The organism is Lentibacillus salicampi, from assembly GCF_004565465.1.
Lineage (GTDB): Bacteria > Bacillota > Bacilli > Bacillales > Amphibacillaceae > Lentibacillus > Lentibacillus salicampi.
Genome location: NZ_SRHY01000032.1, coordinates 12,600 through 34,841, shown reverse-complemented (window position 1 = coordinate 34,841; position 22,242 = coordinate 12,600). Strand labels below are relative to the sequence as shown.

Genomic DNA, 22,242 nt, shown 5'->3' with positions numbered 1-22,242 from the left:
AATGACATAAACGTGAAGCTTATTTGGCATACCCTTTTTTAAATCATTTCCATTTTTTTACATAAAAATAGGTTGTAGTGAAATGAAGCGGGATTTTTTGAAATACTTCTGTCCAAGGCTCCTAGGCAGTCCTTTGTGGTGCTTTCAGGGAAACTAATCAAAATTCTTCTCAATTCACCATCCAGTGTCTTTATCCATCATTTGCTCAAGTCTATTTTTTTCCCTAAAAAGTAGACGACCATACCCCCGATTGTCATCGATAATAACTCACCTGCCCCAACCGTTAACCATGTGTAAAAGAATGGCAGATCGAACAGGATCGTTAACTGCGTTGCAACGGTAAACATCGAGACAGCAAAAATCACCGCGGTAACCGCAATTTTGGCAATCTCATTTTTGATGTGTCTTGTCACGGCGCGGCAAATAAGCAGCACGACAAATGTCGCCAGACCGCCAATCGGAACATCGAGAAACCATGTGGGGGAGAGAAAGTTTGCGAAAACAACGCCTAATGTAACAGCAATTACATAGCGTCTATTGTACAATGCCAGATAGTTAAACATCTCGGAAAACCGCAGTTGAACGGCACCGAAACCCACGACGGCAAATGAGGCAGTCACAGCAAAATACAATGCTGCAACGAGGGAAATCTTCGTCAGCTCCCCTATAGAGATGCGTGAGGGGGCAGCAGAAATTGTTTTATCCATTTTTTCGTCTCCTTTGTAAAACAGCCAGACCGCTGTTTTAGTAATAACTGTGGCTAAAGAAGATAAGTTCCACAGTGCAGACACACGATTGCCTGCCAATTAAGTGTACCAAAAAGATCGCACCCTGCCTATATCCTATTTTGCAGTCCATCCGCCATCAATCGGTACAATCGCACCATGAATATAATCCGCGGCATGACTTGCCAAAAAAAGCGTCAGATCCGCAACTTCTTCCGGCTGTGCCCACCGTCCTGCAGGTGTTTCATCAGCAACCCACCTAGCCACCTCGCCGTCGCCCGCAAAATCGGCCTGATTCATCGGCGTTTGAATCGCACCAGGTGCAATGGCATTGGCCCGAATACCATCCCGGCAATAATCATAATCCAGCTGTTTCGTGTAACCGATAATGGCATGTTTGGACGCGGTATATGCCGCACCGCCGCCACCTGCAACAAACCCTGCAATCGACGCCGTATTCACCATCACGCCTGATCCTTGCCGAAGCATTCCTGGAAGAACAGCATTCGTTACCAAATAAATTCCTTTCACATTCGTATCCATCGTCAAATCCCACAATGCTTCATCGGTATCCAATGTTTTAGCATAATCATCTAAAACCCCTGCTGTATTCAGCAAAACATCAACGTTATTGAAAGCCGCCAATGCTTCCACGGCAGCACGTTCAACCGCCGCTCGATCTGTCACACTCCCAACCGCATACGTAAAACGTTCCCCGTATTGATCCGCAAACCCACGCAGTCCGTCTTCACTAAGGTCAAATCCAAATACATTCGCACCATTGTTAAGGAACGCAATTGCTTGTGCCCGTCCTATACCTGAGGCCGCTCCCGTAACAAACACCGTCTTCCCTGCAAATTCATCAAAACGCATAAACTCTTCCTTTCTTATATAACAAACCCATCGTAGTTGCAGGCTCTTTCAACAGCTATTCCACAATCGTCCAATCTTCCGCAAGAATATCACACACAGCCGGCGTAAACATCGTATAGCCTTCTCCTTCTACATTAATCAGCATATACGGATTTAACGTTTCCCCGTCATGCGTACTTTCTCCAACAAGCTTCACATATAATTCGGCACTACCCCAGCCTTCGCGGATAATCTTTTTACCTGCTTTTAAGTGTGGAAGAATTTCTTCAAATGTCATTGATTTCATCCTTTCGTTATACTCCTAATAATATTACGAGTTGAATATACACTTATAATTGTATTTTATCATGAGTCGTACCATATAAGTTCTTTCTATGCCGTTTTTTTAAATTTTAGCCAAATTGCATTTGACGGTATCCGTTTCGTACGTTATGGTATAAAAGTGTAAAGTTTGTTAATAATGTTTAATTATTTTTTAATAGTTAATACATTAATAAACTTACTTCTTATTTACGTGGTTTCCAAAAATGATTCCACTATATGGTCTTCGTATTAAAGGGGGGGGGTGAAATAGGCTTTGACTCTTGTTATACACCAAAAAACAGACCATGGAGACCTTTTCACGAAAACAAAAGGACGGTAGAAAATGGCTAAATGTACGATCAATCAACAACAAACATACAACATTGATGGGATTCTCTTTGATAAGGATGGAACGTTAATTGAATTTAGCTCATTGTGGGTGATCTGGGCGGAACAATTGATTGCTGCCATTATGTCAAAAGCAAAATTGCCTGAAAAGGATAGAGATATACTATCAGATGCCATTGGTTTTCTAGACAGTCAACGTGCATGGGATCCAACGGGGCCATTATGTATCGGATCACTTGATGAACTGAAAACAATTTGTGCATTACATCTATATAAACGAGGTCTGCCATGGAACGCGGCATTAGAGATGGTCACAAATGCACACGCCGAAATGGAACAACAAAATGACTGGAAAGAATCCATTAAGCCAGTCACTGGATTAGCCAATCTGCTGCGGCAAGCAGACACACATTCCGTGAAACTTGGGGTTGTTACTTCTGATAACCACGAACAGGCATTAAGCCATTTACAGGCACTGGAAGTAAAGTCGTATTTTTGTAGCGTTATAGGCCATGACCAGGTTAAACACGGTAAACCGTTTCCCGATATGGTTTATAAGGCCTGTATGGAACTAGGAATACACCCGGAACGCGCATTAATTATAGGTGACTCTAATGGTGATATGATACTTGGCAAAAAAGGAAATACAGTTGCAAGTATTGGAATCGTTGCAGAATCTAATCAAACGGCTGATCATTTAATAGATGCTGATCACATTATTCGAACTTATGATTCTATTACAATTGCAAAATAATAATAAAAAGGGAGTTTTTATCGTAATGAAGAAGTTTTTAATCGTTTCTTTTGTACTAACTTTAACGGTAATGTTAGCTGCATGTAGTGACAGTTCCAGTTCAAATGATAATTCAGATTCTACTGATAAGGAAATTGACGTCTATACACATAATGATTCAGAAGAAATGCAGGATTTCGTAGCAGACTTAAAAGAAGACACCGGGATTAATGTAAACGTATTACGTCTGTCCAGTGGTGAAGGCTGGAGCAGAATTGAGTCTGAGGCTCCTAATTTTGGTGCAGACATGCAATGGGGAATGCTGCACAGTATTGCACTAAAAGCAGAGAAAGAAGATTACCTTGAACCGTATGAATCCCCGACATGGGAAGATGTTCCAGATGAGTTTAAAGATGAAGAAGGAAAATGGTACGGCTGGTCTTACTGGTTTAATTTACTGGCAATTAATGAGGATATTATAGAAGAAAAAGGCCTTGACGTCCCTCAATCATGGAAAGATTTACTTGATCCACAATATAAAGGTGAAATTGTACTGCCTGACCCAGGTACTTCTGGTACAGCATACTTATTTGTTTCTACTATTATGCAAATTATGGGTGAAGAAGAAGGATGGGAATACTTTGAGGAGCTTAACCAAAATGTCGGTCAATATACCAAATCAGGTGATGCCCCTGCCCAGATGGTTTCACAAGGGGAATATGCAGTCGGTATTACGTGGGACCAAGCAGTATACAACCGCATTGATGAGGGCTATCCATTAAAACCTGTTTATCCATCAGAAGGCGTTGGTTACGACCTTGACGTTATTTGGATGTTCAAAAATACGGAAAACCGTGAAACTGTAGAGGAAGTCATCGACTATATCGGATCTGAAAAGGGTATGGAAAGTTCTGCTAAGCATCGTTCCATGGTAACGAAACCAGGCATCGAAGGAACGGTAGATGGCGTAGAAGAGCATTTGATTGATTACGATGCGGAATGGGCTGAAGAGAATCGTGATCGGATAATGGAAGAATGGCGTGAAAGATTTTCTGAATAAGGAGGTGTAAGATTTGGAATCAGTACAACCTTCAAACGTTCAGCAGAAACCGTCTCCGGGAACATGGAGACGGTTCTGGGCTGAACCATGGTTTGCTATTTTAACCATTATATTAGCACTGGCAATTCTATTATTCATCGTAGCACCAGTTTTTGCCGTTCTATTAAAAAGTTTCGGATTGGGAACTGGCAGCTTTACTTTCGAATATTATACGAAGTTTTTTCAGGAATCCTACTATCTAAATGCACTCTATAATAGTGTCATGTCGTCACTAATCACGACGTTCGTTGTCGTCATGTTGAGTGTTGCCGTGTCTCTATACGTGACAAGGTCAAATAATTTTCTTGCAAAATCCTACAAGGGAATAGCTTTATTGCCACTCGTTGCACCACCATTTATTTTTTCATTAGCGTTAATCATATTGTTTGGTAGAAGTGGGGTTGTTACAAACTTTTTTGGCGATCTATTTGGACCAGAATTTAGTATTTATGGATTTTGGGGCGTTGTACTCGCGCAAATTATCGGCTATTTTCCAATTGGCTACATGTTAATTGAAAGTACGTTTCGTAATATGAACGCCAACCTGGAATATGCTGCACAAGACTTAGGTGCCAACCAGTGGAAAACACTTGGTGGTATTACATTGCCACTGGCCAAATCAGGCATTATTAAAGGAGCTTTACTTGTTTTTGTTATGGCACTTGCTGACTTTTCCAACCCACTTATTATTGGGGGAGGAGAAAGCTTCCTGGCTTCTGAAGCTTATCTATTAGTTGTCGGTCAACAAAACCTTGAACAAGCCGCAGTACTGGGCGTGTTTTTAATTTTGCCCAGTTTAATTATATTTATCTTTCAGACGTATATTTTGAAGGACAGTGATATAGCAACCATTAGCGGTGATTCGGGAATTGCCAATGTTCCATTATCCAAACCGGTTAAAGCACTTGTTGGAACGATTAGTACAATCTTTTCGGCCTTCGTCTTACTAATGTTTGTTATGGTCGTTCTTGGTGCATTTGTAAAAATTATTGGCATTAATAATACATTTACACTAGACCACTTTAATAATCAGACAGGCTGGGGTTCATTGTATAATAGTTTACTGGTTTCCTTGATTAGTGCGCTGCTGGCTGCTGGACTCGGAATACTGCAAGGTTTCCTATTTGCCAGAAAAGTCATCCCAGGTAAAAAAATGTTAGAATTTTTGACGCTGTTCGGGTTGGCTGTACCTGGTACCGTAATGGGGATCGGCTACGTGCTGATTTTTAATGGGCCGCCATTCTTCTTAACCGGAACAGTACTCTTATTGGTACTTAATATGACCTTTAGAAAAATTGGTGTCGGCTTAGAAGCCGCGATCAGTAAAATGCATCAAATTGACATGTCAATGGAAGAAGCGTCGAATGACCTTGGTGCAGGGCCATATAAAACATTTTTCAAGGTCATCGTCCCATTGTTAACACCAGCATTTGTAGCAGGCTTTGTTTACGCCTTTATGACAGCAATGGTTTCGATTAGTTCGGTTGTATTTCTAATTTCACCAGGGACCAACCTGGTAGCCGTTTATATTTTGAACCTGGCTGAACAAGGAAAAGTCGGCTTAGCATCTGCTATGTCATTCATTATGATCGTCATTGTATTAATGTGCTTGGCATTATTGAAGTTTATCGAACGAAGAACTGGTGTTCGAATATAGGTGGTACATGGATTTAGAGTAAGGAGGATTGCTAAGTGGCAAAAGAACACTTTCTGGAACTAAACAATTTATATAAATATTTTGATGATGTGAAAGCAGTTGACAATATATCGATATCTATTGAAGCGGGGGAACTCGTCTCATTCATAGGACCAAGTGGCTGTGGAAAAACAACCCTTCTAAGAACCATTGGCGGTTTTCATAAACAAGACTCTGGTGAAATTATTTTAGATGGTGAACGAATTGATAACCTGTCACCCGAGAAACGATCAACTGGTATGGTGTTTCAAAATTATGCGTTGTTCCCACACATGACAGTATATGAAAATGTTGCGTATGGGCTAAAACAGAAAAAAATAAAAAGAGATCGGCATGAGCACATTATGACAGCTTTGGAACAGGTGGAATTAGGGGAACATGCTGATCGAAAACCTAGTGAATTAAGCGGCGGCCAACAACAGCGGGTTGCTATTGCCCGTTGTCTCGTGCTAAAACCAAAAGTATTGCTGTTGGACGAACCATTATCGAATTTAGATGCTAATCTGCGCTTGGTGTTACGGGAAGAAATTCGCAAAATTAAAGATAAGTTAAACTTAACGGTTATTTTCGTTACACACGACCAAGAGGAAGCGATAAGTATCTCTGATCGAATTGCTGTTTTAAATGGTGGCTCGATTCAACAGTTGGATAAACCAGATGTCATTTATAATTATCCGAATAACAAATTTGTTTCTACATTTGTTGGACATGCTAACTTCTTGACCGGAAAGATAGTTATGGCAGAGGGACGAAGATGTTTTGATGCAGGGATACTCCGTTTTCCGGTTGACGATTCTGTCAGTGATACGGAAAACGAAGAATTTACAGTGCTCATACGCCCAGAACAAATTAAAATAAATGAAGAAAGCTCTATTAAAGGTACTTTAACAAACGCTGTGTATAATGGGAATTTCACGCGCTATTTTATTCAAGTTGGTGAACAGGAGTTGATGGTTGATGAATTCAATCCACGTGATGCAATAAATTATCAAAAGGGCGATCATATAGGGGTTGAACTTCCATCGGCTCCACACACCATTCATTATACCGAGTTTTAATAGGTAAAACCACGCTTTGCTTCAATAAACTGCAGCACCATCCATTAATACTTTCATTAAGTTAAATGGAAAAGAGGTGATTTTTGAGGCAAAGGAAACCTTCTATAAATTACATTGTTTCGATCCACTAAGAAAAGAGAAGGGCGCCTCGTTCACCCCCGAAAAGCTTAAGCAAGCATTTGTAGTGGCGGGTTTTGCCACGTAAAATGATGGCTTAAGACCTCGAGGGGGCAAGCGCTAGAGCTGGACATGGCTATTGCTGACAAAGAGTTTCATATAGCCAAAAATTTTATACTTTCTTGTCCATCGAAAAAACCAAGATTCAGGAGGTACTTACATGTCAAATGTTTTTCAGAAGAATTTTATAAAATTGCTTGTTGCAACAATTCTAGTTTTCTCACTGGGAATGACTGCATATCCTTGGAACACACAGGCAGAAGATCATTCGGGAGATTCGAATACCACTTTGGAAGAACCAAATTTGGTTTTTCCTGTAATCAGCGACACACAAATCGGTCGAGATGAAGGTGGCCCGGAGAGATTTGACAATGCTATGAATCAACTTAATGAACTAGCACCAAATCAAGATGCGCTCGTTTTTATTGGCGACTTAACCAGTCATGGCTATGAAGAGGAATATGACACATGGTCATCCGTCTTTAATAAACATGTTCAGCCTCAGGCGGAGCAACTCATTGGTATTGGAAATCATGAGTATGATTATAACGGCCTCACACCCGAGGGGTCGCAACAACGTTTTTTTGATAAAACAGGCATGGAATCTCTTTACTATCACAAAACTATCAAAGACTACGACTTTATCATGATGGGTGAAGAGAGTGGTTACTTCTATTCAAAAGAGCAGGTTCAGTGGTTAGGAGACCAATTAAAGCAATCCGAACAGAGGGATCCGAATAAACCAATTTTCATTTTCTTGCACCATGGTATTAAAGACACAACATACGGCACGGAAGATTGGTATATCGAAAATGATAACCAGAGACTGCTTCGCGAAACGCTTAAACAGTATCCACAAGTCGTCTTAATGGCCGGCCATACGCACTATCCCATAAGTGACCCAAGATCTGTCTATCAAAAAGACTACACCGCTGTCAATTCGGGTTCTATATCTTATATGTGGACAGAAAAGGGATATCTTCAAGGTGAAGTCCCTGAGACAGAGGTTAGTAACGGCCTTCTTGTGAAAGTCTATGATAACGAGGTTGTCATCAAACGCCGTAACTTTACCGGTGAACGATGGGTGCAGGACCCCTGGGTTATTGAAACGCCGGTAAAAAGTAATGAAGGCTTTAAATACACAGACAATCGTGATCAGGAAAGCCCTTATTTCGATAAGAATGCGAATCCTTCCGTTAGTCGATTGACGGTGAATAGCTTAAATATTTCTTTCCCGCAGGCATTTGATAATTTATTAACACATTCTTATCAAGTAACTGCCATAAATCAAAAAACCGGTAAAGTCACAAATCAGTACAAGGCGTTTTCGGAATACTACAAAGGAGAGGTCCCAAGTTCATTAACATTTCCTGTGAACAATCTTCAACCAGCTACAGCATATCAAATGAATGTACAGGCTATTGATGCATTCGGAAATGTAAGTAATGAGCTAATGACAACTGCAATAACTTTAGCAGAAAGTGTTCCGGAAATGCAGGGAGTCATCCAAAAATTTGAGGATGGCGGGGCGTTCGTAAACCATGGCGTTGCTCAATCATTGAAAGCTCAATTAAAAACAGTCAACAAATTTATAGAAGAAAATGATTCGGAAAAAGCTATTAAACACATGACTAAAGTTAAGTCTTTATTGGAACACAGAAAAGAAAACAATCAAATGTCCGATAATGCTTACAACTACCTCATGAGGAATGCGAACGAATTCATCAAAAAATGGTAACTTAACAAAGTCAAATGCAGCCAAAAAAGAGAGGGGACCAGCCCTCTCTTTTTATATACTATATTCGTCTCTATTCTGATCTATTCAAAAAAAAGGATAAATTAATCGTTATTTGATAATGTTATGTTGCACGTCTGCATCCTCAGGAAATCCATAACACATTTCAGGCAGTTCGTTTCTGAGGTAATTCGGAAACCTAAGCGACATCTTAACAATTACTAATCCCTTTTATCTGTATCTTCTACGGGGATATAATTATATATTTCGCCGGATTTCGTTAGTTTGGTAAGCCGCTCCAGCCAATGATAATAGATCAAGGCTTCATCAAGTTGTTGATAATCCAACCTGGCTCTTTCCCGTAATGTTTCATCCGTCTCACTATTTTCAATTACCTCATTGAGTTGCTCTTGAGTCTTCCTGATACTAACCAAAAACATCTCGACTTCGCGTTCCCATTTCATACCAAAGAATTGAGAGAAATAATTGAAGAAATTTTTTTCAGCTACGAATGAATCTTTTCTGGAGCCTTTCTGCCACACCTTTTGGACAATATTGATATCTTGAAGTTTTCTAACAGATGTACTCATACTTGGTTTGCTCATACCGAGCGCTTCTTTCATTTCATCCAGGGTAATGGGCTGATGTGTAAAATACATCATGCCGTACAAACGTCCCACTGAAGGAGTTACACCATAAAGATCCATCGTTTCTGAAATCGTATTAACCATTATACGTTCCGCTTGGTCGATTTTCTCTTGGTCCATTTCATATTTTATATTATTCCGATTCCCTTCCATGATGGCACCCCTTTTGTGGAAAATAAGAGCATCAGACACCCTGAGCTGTTAAATTCATTCATAATTACTTAAATGTTTCTTTCATTTTATACTGAATATGACTGATATGCAACATAAATTCACCAACACAAAATGATCCTACCGGTAATACACATGGGTACCACTTTCATATAGAAAAGAGACGATTCTTTTATCGAGAATCGTCTCTTGCCCTTATTTTTATTTCATCCATTCGTCAATGACATCCTGATTTTCTTCCACCCATTTTTCAGCACCTTTTATGGGGTCCTCTTCGTTTTCTTCGATATTAAGCATTAATTCACCAAGCTGCTCATCCGTCAATTTAAAGTTTTGCAGCCATTTGCTAACTTTTTCAAAGTCTGAGGAGAAATCGTCACGAGTTGCCATATAAATTTTTTCTATTTCCCCATAGGTCTTTTTTGGGTCATCCAAAAACTTCAAATCCACTTCAGAAAACACATAATGTGGTTTCCATAGCGGGGCAAGGACAGGTTTTTCTTGCTCCACAGCACTTTTTATGGATGAAACCATAGCGGCTGTACTGCTCTCTATCAATTCATAATCAAGGCCGTATTCTTTAATGACATCTTCTGTTACCAGCATTGTTCCTGCCCCAGGCTCAAACCCTACTATTTCACCATTGAATTGATCTTTGTTTTCGTTTAAATCTTCAATGCTGTTGATGTTCTCCATATATGCTGGAACGACCAATCCAACTCTCCCATTTTCATACCAGGGGTCTTCGAAAAAATTAGCTTCGTCTTTATATTTTTCATAATAACTCTTATCCTGTACCGGCAGCCAAACTTCCGGTGCTACATCCAAATCTCCTTCAGCTATAGCAGCCATTTGGGGACCCATCTCAATAAGGTCCAACGACACGTCATAACCCTCATCTTCTAAGATAGCCTTCCACATATTCGTAACAGCTATATTTTCAGGCCAATTAATCTGTCCAATCGTGATTTCGCCTTTATTTTCATTTGATGCATCACTTGTACTGTCCGATCCATCACTTCCACTATTTGAACCGCAAGCTGATAGCACGATAAGTAGAACGGTGAATAAAATCAATTGACCTTTTCTATGAAAACTCATTAAATAACATACACCTTTCTAGTTTAATAATTTAGGCAAATTCTTTTTTGAAAATCAAACTCATTTTTGCCCGGAGAACGATTCGTTTACTTCATTTCACCTTCCTTTATTAAATTAAATACATTTAATATTTTTTAAATGAACCCTGCATATATACAGGATAACGAAAGATATTGTTTTGTCAAACCCAAAATTCAATTCATCTCGTCTCATCGTTTTCTTACCAACCATGCAAAGATTTTATATTTCTTCAAAGTTGACAAGTCAATTAAAGTATTGATAGCCTAATTTTATTAATTATGTTAAATTTGGATTAAACATATTTAACGCACAGGTTATGCCAAAGGAGTGAGTCATTTGAACTTACAAAAGATGTATATTAATGGCGAGTGGGTGAATGCCAAATCCGGTAAAACGCGTGAGATTGTGAATCCTTATAATCAAGAAGTCATTGCAATGGCTGCAGAAGGAAATGAACAAGATGCCAGGGCAGCCATTCAAGCAGCAAGGATAGCATTTGATGAAGGCAACTGGCGGACAATGCCTGCTAGTGCTCGCGGTGAACTCGTTTATCAAATAGGTCAATTGATCCGCCGGGACTTACAGGAGCTCGCCGAACTGGAGACATGGGATACAGGCAAAACCGTCCAGGAAAGCCGTGATGATATGGCAGACATCGCGAATGTTTTTCTTTATTTCGCAGGCTTAGCGGATAAAGATGGTGGTGAGGTCATTCAATCACCGATACCAGACTCTGAAAGTAAAGTTGTTCGCGAGCCTGTTGGTGTATGTGGTCAAATCACACCATGGAATTATCCTTTATTACAAGCTGCATGGAAGATTGCTCCAGCTCTGGCAGCAGGTAACACCATTGTTATGAAACCAAGTGAAATCACACCGTTAACAACCGTTAAAGTTTTTAAACTTATAGAAGAAGCCGGCATACCAAAGGGTGTCGCCAACTTAGTGCTTGGAGCCGGGGCCTCTGCAGGTGCAGAACTGTCTGTCAATCGTGACGTTGATTTAATTTCGTTCACCGGTGGCATTGAGACAGGAAAAACAATCATGCAGGCAGCCAGTCATAATGTGAAAAAAATTGCATTGGAGCTTGGCGGAAAAAATCCGAATATCGTTTTTGCTGACGCTGATTTTGAAACAGCGGTTGATCAAGCACTAAATGCTGTATTTTTCCACGCCGGGCAAGTTTGCTCTGCAGGGGCCAGGCTTTTAGTGGAGGAAGGCATTCATAATGAATTTGTTGAAACACTCATTGAACGGACGAAACGAATCAAATTGGGCAATGGTTTTGATGAAAACTCACAAAGTGGCCCACTAATTTCTGCAGAACACCGTACGAAAGTTGAACAATATGTTGAAATCGGGAAAAAAGAAGGAGCCACACTGGCCGTTGGTGGACAGCGACCTGATGATCCTGAGTTGCAAAACGGTTTTTTCTATCTACCTACCATTTTTACAAACTGTACAAACGATATGCGCATTGTCCAGGAAGAAGTATTCGGACCGGTATTGACGGTCGAAACCTTTCAAACCAAAGAGGAAGCTGTCAAATTAGCAAACGATACGATTTATGGTTTGGCTGGTGCTGTCTGGACACAAGATTTAGATAAGGCTGAATTTGTCGCAGCACGCCTGCGTTTGGGTACCGTTTGGATCAATGACTTCCATCCGTATTTTGCACAAGCACCCTGGGGTGGTTACAAGCAATCAGGCATTGGCCGTGAACTTGGTCATGAAGGTATGGAAGAGTATACCGAAGTAAAGCATATTTATCGGAATAAACAACCTGAACCTCTTCATTGGTTTAAGTAATTTTTATGTAATTCTATACCGTCTAATCAATAGCTCTAAGCCTTTTTTAATTGAAAGGTTTAGAGCTATATTGAGTTTAGATCAACAAGCGCCTTGTCCATTAAACAGAATACTGCTTCGAGATTTACAAGTTTACTAAATCGTGTTATATTTATACTGTTTCATACGTTAAAAATATATTTAACAAAATAAAAATTGTATTCATTTAACAGTCTTGAAGGAGGTTTTATAGATGACTCAAACATACGACTATGTAATTGTTGGCGGAGGTAGTGCAGGTTCTGTACTTGGCAACCGCTTAAGTCAGGATAAATCAAGCAATGTTCTGGTTCTGGAAGCAGGGCGCAGTGATTATTTTTGGGATTTGTTTATTCAAATGCCGGCAGCTCTGATGTTCCCGTCAGGCAATCGTTTCTATGACTGGATTTATTCGACGGATGAAGAACCTTATATGAATGGACGGCGTGTCGCGCATGCCCGGGGGAAAGTGCTTGGAGGATCAAGTTCCATAAATGGTATGATATATCAGCGTGGCAACCCAATGGACTATGAACGTTGGGGATCTGAACCAGGTATGGAAACGTGGGACTATGCCCATTGTCTGCCGTACTTTAAACGGCTGGAAACAACCTTTGGAGCAGATGCTTCCGATGAATACCGCGGGCACCACGGTCCAGTTAAATTAAAGCGCGGTCCTGCAACGAATCCTTTATTTCAAGCCTTTTTCGATGCGGGCGTTGAGGCTGGTTACACGAGAACACCTGATGTAAATGGGTTTCGTCAGGAAGGGTTTGGCCCATTTGACAGCCATGTGCACAACGGAAGACGGGTTTCCGCTTCACGCGCCTATTTGCGGCCTGTAATGCGGCGCAAAAACTTGACAGTAGAGACACGTGCTTTTGTTACCAATATCAATTTTAATGGTACGCAAGCTACAGGTTTAACATACCAAAAGAATGGAAAAACCTATCATGTTGACGCAGGCGAAGTGATCCTGGCCGGCGGGGCATTCAACACGCCACAGCTGCTTCAACTGTCCGGTGTAGGGGACGCTGATCATCTGCGCTCTCTCGGCATTGAACCGATCGCAGACCTGCCGGGAGTCGGGGAAAATCTTGAGGATCATCTTGAAGTTTATATTCAGCACGCTTGTCCAAAGCCAGTTTCGGAACAACCTAGCTTAAATAAAGCCAAAATGCCATGGATTGGCTTGCAATGGTTGCTTGGACGTACTGGCCCGGCAGCATCGAATCACTTTGAAGGTGGCGGATTCGTCCGTTCGAATGAAAAAGTTGATTATCCGAACCTGATGTTCCATTTCCTCCCGCTTGCGGTTCGGTATGATGGGCAAAAAGCAGACACGGAGCATGGATTCCAAGTACACGTTGGACCGATGTATTCCAACTCCAGAGGAAGCCTGAAGATTACGTCCCGTGATCCGTTTCAGCATCCAAGTATCGTCTTTAACTATCTATCTACCGAAGAAGATCGACAGGAGTGGATTGAAGCAATACGCGTTTCCCGAAATATTCTTTCTCAGCCAGCGTTAGCGCCTTACAGTACGGGTGAAATTTCACCTGGCCCTTCTGTGCAAACAGATGAGGAAATTCTGGAGTGGGTAGCGAATGACGCGGAAACAGCACTCCATCCATCCTGCACTGCAAAAATGGGACCCGCGACTGATCCGATGGCTGTCGTCGATCCGTTGACCATGAAAGTTCATGGATTGGACAATCTGCGGGTAGTTGATGCATCTGCCATGCCACATACGACGAATGGAAATATCCATGCACCGGTGTTGATGTTGGCCGAAAAAGCAGCTGACATCATCCGCGGACAAAAACCAATGAAACCTGAACATAAGGACTATTACCGTCATGGCGTACATTCAGTAGACGCAGGCACAGTGAAGAGGTAAGCTCGTATTCGTTTGTTTCACAACGAAATGGAAAACCCGGATAAAAAATATTATTGAATAAAAGGGTCAATCCCCCACAACGCTAACACTCCAGGACAGCGGGGGGCTGGCCCTTTCTATTCAGAAGGAGTTTGATCCTTAAGAAAGAACCCACGAATGAAACAAAGAACCTGTCCCCCTGTTCCAATCCCTACTTCACCTGCCCACTCCCGCTAACCACATATTTCGTCGATGTTAAAGCAGACAATCCCATCGGGCCACGGGCATGAAGCTTTTGCGTGCTAATCCCAATCTCGGCACCAAACCCAAATTCAAATCCATCTGTGAAACGGGTTGAAGCATTGTGATAGACAGCTGCAGCATCAACTTCCGTGAAAAATTGTTCGACATTATCCATTGAGGAAGAAATAATGGCTTCGGAATGTTTGGTTCCATATTGATTAATGTGTTGAATGGCCTCTTCAACGTTTTCGACCACTTTCACTGCAACGTCCAGCCCTAAATATTCCGTTCCATAATCTTCTTCAGTTACTGGTGTGATATCTGTTCCTGTCTGTTGTACCGTTTCATCTCCATGAATGTTGACTTCTTTTTCCTTTAGGGCAGTTATTAAATCAGGTATATGGTTGGATGCCCAGTTACGCTGTACAAGAATGTTTTCGCAGGCATTACATACAGACGGGCGTTGTGTTTTGGCATTAATGGCAATCTTAACCGCCATCTTGGGATCAGCTGTCTCATCAATATAAACATGACAATTACCTGCACCCGTTTCCAACACAGGGACGGTCGAGTTTTCAACTACCGTCTGAATCAATTTTGCACCGCCACGTGGGATTAAAACATCGAGAAATTCGTTTAATTTAAACATTTCGGAGGTCGTTTCCCGCCTTGTGTCTTCCAGCAGCTGGACGGACTCTTTTGGCAGATCACTAAATTCAAGCGCCTGCCGGATGACATGAACAATTGCTTTATTGGAATGGATAGCTGTTGAACTTCCACGGAGCAATACGGCATTTCCTGTTTTTAAACAAAGACTGGATGCATCAACCGTCACATTGGGTCTGGCCTCATAAATCATTCCTACTACTCCAAGCGGAACCCGGATTTGTGCGATACTAAGATCATTTGGACGTTTCCATTTATCTATCACCCCACCGATTGGATCATCAAGATCCATTAACTGAATAAGGGCATCCGCCATATCCTGTATACGTGCTTCATTTAGCTTTAGACGGTCAAGCAGCGATTCGCTCATTCCATTTTCTTTTCCAGCCAGTAAATCTTTATGATTTTCGGATAAGATAAATGCTTGTTCGTTAATTAGCTGTTCTGAAATAGCATAAAGTGCTTTGTTTTTCTGTTCAGTGGTCGCTTTTGCTAAAGAGGAAGCAGCCGTTTTGGCTTTTCCGGCTTTTTGAATTAACTCCCTTTCCCGGACGCTTTCCGTCATACTTCATTCTCCTTTCCTTTTTTACTCACCCAATGATCTCTGTGAATCACAACGCGTTGACGACTGTTTATTTTTATCATGGCTTCTGTGCTTGATAGTCCTTTAATAGCTAGTAGTTCCTCTGACGAAAAATTCACTTTGCCTCTTCCGATAATATCGCCCTTGTCGTTAGCGACCCTTACGACATCATTGGCCCAAAATGTTCCAACGATGTTTGTTATGCCAGCTGGAAGCAGACTCTTGCCATGTTCCAAAATAGCAACTGCAGCGCCGTGATCGACTTCCAGTTTTCCATTCGGAACGGAATGAAGCGCGAGCCACTGCTTTGATGTGTTCATACTTGGTATGGAGGTGTCTCCAATGTAGGTTCCATCCCCCTTTCCATCGAGAATATCAACCAATTTTTCCTCTCCGGCAGGCAATCCGATAAACACCTTAACACCTAAATTCAATGCTGTTTGTGCTGCCTCCAGTTTTGACTTCATCCCGCCGGTACCCACCTTTGTACCAGTTCCGGACGCATGGCTTAGTAATGTATCATCAATTTCATGAAGGAAGTCGTACCTAGTTGCATTCGGATGTGTTCGTGGATTTTGATCGTATATACCATTGATATCAGTTATAATTATTAAAAAATCGGCATGAACGAAACCACCTACCAATGCCGATAACATGTCATTATCGCCAAAAGTTAATTCATCTACTGCCACGGAATCATTTTCATTAATAATCGGCAGGACATGACGTTTTAAAAGCTCGGATAACGTTGCATTGGCATTGTTATATTGACCTTTATGCAGAAAGTTTTGTCGGGTTAACAATAATTGTGCTGCCACAATACCATGTCTTTTAAATTCTTCCGTATAACCTTTTAATAATAGGCCTTGGCCTACCGCTGCAGCCGCCTGCTTACTGGCAATTGTGTTGGGACGCGAAGGATAGCCCAGATCAGCAAAGCCGGCTGCAACTGCTCCAGATGAAATGAGAATCACTTCATGCCCCAGCTGCTTTAAACGGGCGAGTCCCGCTACATGCTCATGCAGCTTCCCATTACTTAGTCCACCATCATTATTTGTCAGGGAACTGCTGCCTATCTTAACGACAATTCGCTGCTTTTTCATGATCTTTCATCTCCCGATTATTGATAGAAAAAATGCCCCTCCGCCCCTATAAAAGGACGGAAGCGCATTGTCTCCGTGGTACCACCTTCATTGATATTAGAACTCATTCCAGTATCCACTCAAAAACCCTTTAACGCAGGAAATCGGTCAGGCTTTACCCGACAGTTCAAGGGACAGGTTCAATAGCATGGCAGGTTGTAAAATCTTGCAGCCGATGAATTTTACTCTCTTGTACCTGAGGACTATTTACTAATTCCCAGTCATTACCTTTTCCGTATAAAATTGCAAGCATCTGTTTATTTATAAATTAGCAACATTATGGACTAAATTTACTTTTATGTCAATGGGTCACCCCCACCTCTTTTGACCCTCGCCCAACAACCCTGAAGACTCAACTTATTTCCTGTTCAAGATCACAATAGCCCCACCATACCCCAATACGCACCATATCAATAAATTAATGTAATTTCCCATGTTGGCGTCGAAAGCAGAAGCCGCTAAAGAAGCGCGCATCACTTCTGCCATCGAATAGATGGGCAGTACTTCATGAAGTGCCTGGAGCCATCCCGGAAGCCGCTCCATGGGGAAGTTGACTGGTGAAAACATAAGCGCTCCAAAGACAACTACCTGAGAAATACCAAGTGAAGCGGCCGGCGGCAAAAGATAGGAAAATCCGTACCCGACCCCAATCGATGTTAAGGCAATCATGAGCAATGCCGGAATAATCGTCCAGGAGATATCATATCCTGGATGAAACATGAGATGTGCGACAAAGGAAGAAACGATAATCCCTGGAATGGTGATCAATAACCATATGGCTGTATCGGCTCCGAGAATAACAGAACGTTTTACTGACCATGTCCGCATAAATTCCATATACCCATCTGTCTTGGCAGTACCAACCTGTTGAGGCAAAACAACTAGTCCCGTAAAAATTAAAATAATTGTCGGTGCACCTGTCGCCAAAAAAAGGATGGTGCTTGTATCGGGATTCGGAATCAAATAAGTAAAGCCGATCACGATTCCGATTGATATCAATATATGAATCAGCATCATAACTACGAGAAAACCTGCATTTCTTAAAAACTGCATTTGAAATACATACTTGTAATGGCTTAATGTCGTCATCATTTATCCAACCGCCTTTCCGGACGTTAATGCAATATAAGCATCTTCAATGGTTGTTGGTGACAGGGAATAATCCATAATCAGACCTCTATCAATCTGGTCTTTTGCCCAATCAATAGCTGGTGGCACATTTGCTGGATCCATGGAAAACAATAAACGGGATCCATTCTGATGTGCGGAAAGTGCACAACCTGGAATTTCGATATCTGCTGGCTCACACGCTAAACTCAGTTCCATGCGCATGTGATTGCTGACGGAACGTTTTATTTCGGATGGCGATCCCTGAGCCAGAAATTTACCTTCATGCATAATCGCTACACGATCAACTGTCCTTTCAGCTTCCAGCACATTGTGTGTCACGAGAATGACGGAAGTACCATCATTCGTCAAATCGCGTATCACCTGCCAAAGGTAACGCCGGCGAACCGGGTCCACATCATTTGTCGGTTCATCAAGTATGACTAAATTACCGGGAGCAATCACTGCCATGCAAAAAGATGTCAGGCGCTGGGCACCGCCCGAAAGCTTTTCACCTGGTGTATTCGCCCATTCCTGCATATTCAACGCATCAAAGAGTGCTCCCACCCGCTTCGGATCAAAATTGTTCCCTGCCCGCATTTTGCCCATAAGCGAAACGGCCTGCTTCGGGGTCAGGAGGCCGATCGGTACCTGGGACTGTGGCTGCACGGAACAAATAGACCGTGCCCTGGCAGGTGATTGGATAACCGATTCACCAAGCAAGTCAATGTCACCGCGATCGGGCGTTGACAGTCCTAAAATTTGGTTTACCAGCGTTGTCTTTCCTGCACCATTTTGTCCCAGCAGCCCGAATATTTCACCTTCATGAATACGGAATGTAAGATGATCATTGGCCATGTTCCTGGACTTACCTCCATCACCAAAAACCTTTGTGACACCTTTCACATCGAGAATCATTTCTTTACCTCCCTATGCGCATACTTAATCGTTAGAGCACGCTCGATAAAATTGATGACATCTTGATCCATTGGGTAAAAGGCTATGCCTTCCTTAAGATTTTGCAGTGCTTCCCACATATCACTGAGTAATTCTTCGTCCTGCTCAAACATGTTGTCTGCCTGGTTCATCCATCGTTCGGCCAGCTGTTGGGCCTTTTCTGAACCCGGATCAATTTCAAGGTTATTTTTGATATCATGAATAATTCCAGTCCATTCCGCGATATCGTCCTCACTCATCCCGGCATTGATGTCCATAATCTTTCGCATTTCTTCGTCACTCAGGTAGCCTTTATATTGCTGCAGGGCATCCTCGGGGGCTTGTTGAAACAAACGGATCGTACCGAAAATCATTGACCAATTGATTTCCCCCTCAAATTCAATGGCGTACGATATACCGGTAAGCGCTTGTTCCAGCGTTTTTAACCGGTCCTGTTCACGCTGAACCATTTCCAATTGATGCTGGATTGATTGCTGCCAGGTCGACGTTGACTCATTCAGGACGTCTTTCATTTTCTCCAGCGAAAAACCCATATATTTTAACGCCAGAACACGCTCCAGGGTCATCACATCGTTGTCCATATATAAACGATGTCCACCCTCCGTTTTGGACGAAGGTTTGATCAGACCGATTTCATCATAATAATCCAGTGTCCTTACCGTCACCCCAGTCTTCTTTGACAATTGCCCAATGGTATACATTCCCGCCACCCCTTATTGTTATTTCCTCAAGTATATAACAACACGTTACGTGCGATTCAACAGGTAAATATAAAATAGTGTAAATTTTTGTGTTATAAATGAATAAGCGCTATCCTATAAAAAAATAAAAAGGAAACATCCATTTGCTTCAACGGCAAATGATGTTTCCTTATCCGTATTTCCATATCGATTATACCGGTTTTACTTCGCTCTCATCTGCCAGGCCAAGTGCCTTAGCAGTTGTCTGGCGGATTTTACGGATCAGCTCCGGATGAGCCTGTAATGACTGGCCATATGAGGGGACCATTTCTTTGATCTTCGGTGCCCACTCGTCGATTTGATCGGGGAAGCATTTTTCCATGACCTCAAACATGATGGAAACCGCCGTTGAAGCGCCTGGCGAGGCACCGAGCAATGCAGCGATGGTTCCATTGGCGCCACTGACAAGTTCAGTACCAAATTGAAGTGTGCCTTTGCCCCCATCTTTCGTATCCTTAATCACCTGGACACGCTGACCCGCTGTAACGAGGTCCCAATCGGCGCTTTGTGCGTCGGGAACAAATTCGCGCAATGCCTGGATGTGTTCTTCCTTCGATAACATCAGCTGCCCAACCAGATATCTGGTTAATGGCACATTCTTGGCACCTGCTGCCAGCATCGTGAACACATTATTCGGTTTAACGGAATTTAATAAGTCCATATTCGAGCCGGTTTTCAAGAATTTTGGCGAGAAGCCGGCAAATGGTCCAAACAGCAATGTCTTTTGGCCGTCGATATAGCGTGTATCAAGATGCGGCACCGACATTGGCGGCGCACCAACTTCAGCTTTGCCGTATACTTTGGCAGTATGTTCTTTGGTCACCTCAGGATTTTTGCAGACAAGGAATTGGCCGCTAACAGGGAATCCGCCTACATGTTCACTCTCAGGAATGCCCGTCTTTTGCAGCAGTGGCAGAGCACCTCCGCCGGCGCCGATAAAGACGAATTTTGCCGTGTGATATTCAAGGGTGTTGTCTTCAAAGTTCCTGACTTTTACTTCCCAGCTACCGTCATCCGTACGCTGTAAATCATCCACCGTATGATTGAACCGGATATTCACATGTTGCTTCTCCAGGTGGTCAAGCAATTTTCTTGTTAGCACCCCGAAGTTAACATCGGTTCCGGAGTCGATTTTAGTTGCTGCAATTGACTCATCAACTGTTCGGTCATTCATGATCAATGGAATCCATTCCTTTAATGTTTCCGGATCATCGGAAAATTCCATGCCTTCAAACAGGGGGTTGTCCGAAAGTGCATTAAAGCGCTTTTTCAAAAATCTGACGTTATTTTCCCCATGCACTAGACTCATATGTGGCAGAGGCATGATAAAGTCGTGGGGATTCTCGATTAAGCCACTGTTAACCAAGTAGGACCAAAACTGCTTGGATACCTGAAACTTTTCATTGATATTCAGTGCTTTGCTGATATCGATCGACCCATCCGGCTGTTCCGGCGTGTAGTTCAGCTCGCACAGCGCAGAATGTCCAGTTCCTGCGTTATTCCATACGTTCGAACTCTCCGCTCCAGCATGATCCAGTTTTTCAAAAATCGTAATGTTCCAGTCCGGTGCCAATTCTTTTAAGAGAGATCCCAATGTTGCACTCATGATTCCGGCGCCAATCAGGATAACATCTGATGTCGTATGCTTGTTACTCATGTCATTCATCCCAATCTCCTATGATTTGCAGAAAATATGCTAATGCCCCTTGGGGTTTCTCAGTAACCCAGGAGCCAATAAGTTATACATCTTTTCAAGGACTATGATTATCCACTATATAGTGTATCAAATTTCCCGGTAAACTGAAATATTTTTGTCACATACGCAACTGATGAGGGGGGGCGGAGTAAAAGAATAGATTGGGGGTAACGTGCAGGTCCATGCTATTTCTTTTATGTTTCATATCCCGTGCAAGAATCATAAAGCTTTTCTCCGTTTAAAATCACATACGCGTCCCTCCATCCTTCTTATCCTGCCAAAAAATAACGATACCATTTAGTACCGTTTTCGCTGACAGCTTTTCCTCGTCCATGCTGCACGTTCCTTTTACGCATCAAATTGAATTATATCTTCAGATGATTGATCTCAATAAATTGGTCAAAACCATCGGATGAGCCCTGAGTCATGCGATGCTGATTATTTTTTCATATTCCTGGACGGCTTTCTTGTCCACGACCGTCTTAGATACCTTCCCGACATGTTCAAAAATGGCGCGATCATTGAATTGCAGAAAGGATTGGCAGGTTTATCATGTTACGTTAAGCCGGGCAAAATGATAGGAATACTGTTGTGGTGTATCGCATGAGGAAAAATCTGCCCTGATGCAAGGGGCAGCAAAGAAGTGACTGACTTATTTATATTTTACGTTAATTGCGAAAAATGCCAAGTGATTTTTGAAGATTTTGAAGGCGTA

18 protein-coding genes and 1 other annotated feature are annotated in these 22,242 nt (G+C 42.1%); of the genes, 7 read left to right on the top strand and 11 right to left on the bottom strand.

The annotated features are described in order from the left end of the window. Nucleotides 1–197: 197 nt before the first annotated feature. The 3 genes from E4U82_RS14770 to E4U82_RS14760 all read right to left on the bottom strand — a co-directional run bounded on the left by E4U82_RS14770 (nt 198) and on the right by E4U82_RS14760 (nt 1,875). Nucleotides 198–707 carry a QueT transporter family protein gene (locus E4U82_RS14770; protein WP_135110925.1) on the bottom strand — a complete coding sequence of 170 codons (510 nt, stop codon included), beginning with the start codon at nt 705–707 and terminating at the stop codon, nt 198–200. Nucleotides 708–842: 135 nt separating this feature from the next. Then, nucleotides 843–1,598: a 3-oxoacyl-ACP reductase gene (locus tag E4U82_RS14765; protein WP_135110924.1), complete on the bottom strand. Its 756-nt coding sequence runs from the start codon at nt 1,596–1,598 to the stop codon at nt 843–845. A gap of 55 nt (nt 1,599–1,653) precedes the next feature. Continuing rightward, nucleotides 1,654–1,875, bottom strand: coding sequence for a DUF2829 domain-containing protein (locus E4U82_RS14760; protein ID WP_135110923.1), 222 nt, complete (start codon nt 1,873–1,875; stop codon nt 1,654–1,656). A 369-nt stretch (nt 1,876–2,244) separates the two neighbouring features. Here E4U82_RS14760 and E4U82_RS14755 point away from each other — a divergent pair, with 369 nt between their 5' ends. The 5 genes from E4U82_RS14755 (at nt 2,245) to E4U82_RS14735 (ending at nt 8,750) form a co-directional block, all read left to right on the top strand. Next, nucleotides 2,245–3,003, top strand: coding sequence for an HAD family hydrolase (locus E4U82_RS14755; RefSeq protein ID WP_135110922.1), 759 nt, complete (start codon nt 2,245–2,247; stop codon nt 3,001–3,003). 25 nt (nt 3,004–3,028) lie between these two features. Then, nucleotides 3,029–4,042, top strand: coding sequence for an ABC transporter substrate-binding protein (locus E4U82_RS14750; RefSeq protein WP_135110921.1), 1,014 nt, complete (start codon nt 3,029–3,031; stop codon nt 4,040–4,042). 13 nt (nt 4,043–4,055) lie between these two features. Further along, on the top strand, nt 4,056–5,738 hold the full coding sequence (locus tag E4U82_RS14745) for an ABC transporter permease (protein ID WP_135110920.1): 1,683 nt from the start codon (nt 4,056–4,058) through the stop codon (nt 5,736–5,738). Between the two features lie 35 nt (nt 5,739–5,773). After that, nucleotides 5,774–6,835, top strand: coding sequence for an ABC transporter ATP-binding protein (locus tag E4U82_RS14740; RefSeq protein WP_135110919.1), 1,062 nt, complete (start codon nt 5,774–5,776; stop codon nt 6,833–6,835). A gap of 337 nt (nt 6,836–7,172) precedes the next feature. Then, nucleotides 7,173–8,750, top strand: a complete 1,578-nt coding sequence (locus E4U82_RS14735; protein WP_135110918.1) for an FIMAH domain-containing protein — start codon at nt 7,173–7,175, stop codon at nt 8,748–8,750. 218 nt (nt 8,751–8,968) lie between these two features. On the opposite strand, the gene cudC is transcribed toward E4U82_RS14735, so the two are convergent. After that, the gene (cudC, locus tag E4U82_RS14730) at nt 8,969–9,547 is read right to left on the bottom strand and encodes a choline uptake/conversion transcriptional regulator CudC (RefSeq protein ID WP_135110917.1); all 579 of its coding nucleotides are present in this window, start codon (nt 9,545–9,547) and stop codon (nt 8,969–8,971) included. A gap of 219 nt (nt 9,548–9,766) precedes the next feature. Beyond that, complete coding sequence (locus E4U82_RS14725) at nt 9,767–10,666, bottom strand: glycine betaine ABC transporter substrate-binding protein (RefSeq protein WP_135110916.1); 900 nt, start codon at nt 10,664–10,666, stop codon at nt 9,767–9,769. A 372-nt stretch (nt 10,667–11,038) separates the two neighbouring features. Between E4U82_RS14725 and betB the strand changes: the two genes are divergently transcribed. Both betB and betA read left to right on the top strand, forming a co-directional pair. Then, a complete protein-coding gene (betB, locus tag E4U82_RS14720) occupies nt 11,039–12,496 on the top strand; it encodes a betaine-aldehyde dehydrogenase (protein WP_135110927.1) in 1,458 nt (485 codons plus the stop codon). Nucleotides 12,497–12,728: 232 nt separating this feature from the next. Then, nucleotides 12,729–14,414, top strand: a complete 1,686-nt coding sequence (betA, locus tag E4U82_RS14715) for a choline dehydrogenase (RefSeq protein ID WP_135110915.1) — start codon at nt 12,729–12,731, stop codon at nt 14,412–14,414. A 190-nt stretch (nt 14,415–14,604) separates the two neighbouring features. Here betA and E4U82_RS14710 read toward each other — a convergent pair whose 3' ends face one another. From E4U82_RS14710 to E4U82_RS14685, 6 genes are all read right to left on the bottom strand, one after another. After that, nucleotides 14,605–15,867 (bottom strand): glutamate-5-semialdehyde dehydrogenase, encoded by a 1,263-nt coding sequence (locus tag E4U82_RS14710; RefSeq protein ID WP_135110914.1) that lies wholly within the window; start codon nt 15,865–15,867, stop codon nt 14,605–14,607. Next, on the bottom strand, nt 15,864–16,988 hold the full coding sequence (proB, locus tag E4U82_RS14705; RefSeq protein WP_135110913.1) for a glutamate 5-kinase: 1,125 nt from the start codon (nt 16,986–16,988) through the stop codon (nt 15,864–15,866). The genes E4U82_RS14710 and proB overlap by 4 nt, the downstream gene beginning before the upstream one ends. 49 nt (nt 16,989–17,037) lie before the next feature. Next, nucleotides 17,038–17,261 (bottom strand) — a binding site (T-box leader). 123 nt (nt 17,262–17,384) lie between these two features. After that, the gene (locus E4U82_RS14700) at nt 17,385–18,119 is read right to left on the bottom strand and encodes an ABC transporter permease (RefSeq protein ID WP_245183601.1); all 735 of its coding nucleotides are present in this window, start codon (nt 18,117–18,119) and stop codon (nt 17,385–17,387) included. Then, nucleotides 18,120–19,052, bottom strand: a complete 933-nt coding sequence (locus tag E4U82_RS14695) for an ABC transporter ATP-binding protein (protein ID WP_135110912.1) — start codon at nt 19,050–19,052, stop codon at nt 18,120–18,122. Continuing rightward, nucleotides 19,049–19,792: a MerR family transcriptional regulator gene (locus E4U82_RS14690; RefSeq protein ID WP_135110911.1), complete on the bottom strand. Its 744-nt coding sequence runs from the start codon at nt 19,790–19,792 to the stop codon at nt 19,049–19,051. Before E4U82_RS14690 ends, E4U82_RS14695 begins: the two co-directional genes overlap by 4 nt. A gap of 190 nt (nt 19,793–19,982) precedes the next feature. Continuing rightward, on the bottom strand, nt 19,983–21,488 hold the full coding sequence (locus tag E4U82_RS14685) for a malate:quinone oxidoreductase (protein WP_135110910.1): 1,506 nt from the start codon (nt 21,486–21,488) through the stop codon (nt 19,983–19,985). Nucleotides 21,489–22,242: the final 754 nt, after the last annotated feature.